The organism is Aeromonas sp. HMWF015 (genome assembly GCF_963878965.1).
Classification (GTDB): domain Bacteria; phylum Pseudomonadota; class Gammaproteobacteria; order Enterobacterales; family Aeromonadaceae; genus Aeromonas; species Aeromonas veronii.
Map to the genome: position 1 here is coordinate 1 of NZ_CAWNZT010000242.1, position 2,237 is coordinate 2,237.

At 57.9% G+C, this 2,237-nt stretch carries 3 protein-coding genes; 2 read left to right on the top strand and 1 reads right to left on the bottom strand.

Going from position 1 to position 2,237, the window contains the following annotated elements:
* A partial coding sequence (locus tag AACS18_RS12980) for an OsmC family protein (protein ID WP_108614371.1) occupies nucleotides 1–300 on the bottom strand: 300 nt, incomplete at its 3' end.
* A 300-nt stretch (nucleotides 301–600) separates the two neighbouring features.
* Here AACS18_RS12980 and crp point away from each other — a divergent pair.
* Complete coding sequence (gene crp, locus AACS18_RS12985) at nucleotides 601–1,239, top strand: cAMP-activated global transcriptional regulator CRP (protein WP_005335304.1); 639 nt, start codon at nucleotides 601–603, stop codon at nucleotides 1,237–1,239.
* 125 nt (nucleotides 1,240–1,364) lie between these two features.
* Nucleotides 1,365–2,165, top strand: a complete 801-nt coding sequence (locus AACS18_RS12990; protein WP_108614372.1) for a putative RNA methyltransferase — start codon at nucleotides 1,365–1,367, stop codon at nucleotides 2,163–2,165.
* Nucleotides 2,166–2,237 lie beyond the last annotated feature (72 nt).

Sequence of the window (2,237 nt, forward strand, 5' to 3'; positions counted from 1 at the left end):
CTGTTTCTCTGCCAATCCCTTGCCTGTCACCACGAAGTGCAGATTAATCTTCTCGAAAACCCGGGGCACGCTATCGACCCGTTCGCCACTGACATCGACATGGCATGCGGTCACAGACTGGCGCGCTTTTTCGAGGATGGAGACCACATCAATGGAGCTGCAGCCACCGACCGCCAGCAGGATCATCTCCATCGGGCTGGCCCCTTCACCGGGGTTGGCACCATCCAGGATCACCTTGTGACCGGATTCACTCTCACCCACAAACTTCATCCCTTCCACCCAGCTGACCTTGGCTTTCATCTCGCACTCTCTCCTGTTAATCATGATGATGGATCCCTAGCATAACCCAGTCGCTTATCTCTGCCGAACAGGGGGAGTTGGGATGGAAATAGATCAAAATCAACATCTCCGACCTCTATCTTCCCTAGAATGGCCGGAGCGGCGCAGCAGGCATTACTCAAAGGGCTCTGTCAAAAGCCCGCAAAGCCTTGTCAGCACAGGCAAAGGCTCTTATCCTACTGCGACCAATACAAGGAATGGCAAGATTGGCAGCTTGCCCGGACGCACAAGTCCATAAAAAGACACTACAGAGGAATTCTCATGGTCATTGGCAAACCGCAAAGCGATCCCACCCTGGAATGGTTCTTGTCGCACTGCCACATTCATAAGTATCCCGCCAAGAGCACCCTGATCCATGCGGGTGAAAAAGCGGAGACCCTCTACTACATCGTCAAGGGCACTGTGGCCGTCTTGATCAAGGACGATGAGGGCAAAGAGATGATCCTCTCCTATCTGAACCAGGGCGATTTCCTGGGCGAGATGGGGATGTTCGAGGAGAACGAGAATCCCGAGCGCTCCGCCTGGGTTCGCGCCAAAGGCTCTTGCGAAGTGGCAGAGATCTCCTACAAGAAGTTCCGCCAGCTGATCCAGGTCAACCCGGACATTCTGATGCGTCTCTCTGGCCAGATGGCCAAGCGCCTGCAACACACCAGCCAGAAAGTGGGTAACCTCGCCTTCCTGGATGTGACCGGCCGGATTGCCCAGACCCTGCTCAACCTGGCCAAACAGCCGGATGCCATGACCCACCCGGATGGCATGCAGATCAAGATCACCCGTCAGGAGATCGGCCAGATCGTCGGCTGCTCTCGTGAAACCGTGGGCCGCATCCTGAAGATGCTGGAAGAGCAGGAGCTCATCTCTGCTCACGGCAAGACCATTGTGGTATTTGGCACTCGCTGATGACCCGTCCGCAGGCCTGACTGAGGCCTTGGGATAAAAAAGGCTGCTACGGCAGCCTTTTTTGATCCTCTCCCCTATAATCCCGAACGCCCTTCACTGTTCCGGCATTCGCCCAGAGAGTTACTATGCACCTTCAATGTCCCCGCTGCCGCAGTCCGCTCCATCTTCATGAAGCCTCCCAGGGGCGCTATTGCGACAACAAGCATCACTTCGATCCGGCACCGGAAGGTTATCTGGATCTCATCCCCGGCAAGAAAAACCCCAAAGACAGCGACAGCCGCGCCCTGATGCGCGCCAAACACCATTTCCTGGAAGCCGGCCACCAACTGCCGCTGGTTGAGGCCATGGCCGGCCTGCTCGCTCCGCTGACCCCACAAGAGCTGGTTCATCTTGGGTGCGGTGAAGGCTACTACTGCCGCGCGCTGGCAGAGCGCCTGCCCGGCTGGCAGTTTGCTGGGGTTGATATCGCCAAGAACACCATCTTTGCCGCCAAAAAAGCGCAGCCGGACGGCCAGTTTGTCATTGCCGATCCCGCCCGTGCACCGCTGCAACCGGGCTCTGCTCAGGTGCTGCTGGTCAACGATCTCAAGGTCAAGACCGAGCAGCTGGTCAGCTGGCTGGCCCCCGGTGGCTATCTGCTCTATCTGCAGCCGGGCCCCCGTCATCAGTGGCAACTGCGGGTCAGCCTCAATCCGGTGAGCATGGAACACCCCCTCAGCTGGCCAACCCTCGGCGGTCTCAATCCGATCGCTCAACAGCGCTGCCAGTTCAGCCTCACCATGGATCAGGCCATGCGCAGCTTTATTCTGGAGACCAGCCGTCTTGGCTGGCGGGCAACCGGTGAGCAGCGTCACGCTTTCGCTCAACAGGGCCCGAATGAACTGGAACAGGATCTGCTGCTGACCCTGTGGCAAAAGCCCATCTGATCACTTGGGGGAGCCTTGCAAGGCTCCCCACGTTTTTTCCCCGCCCCCATTCTCCCCTGCGTGATCTAGCTC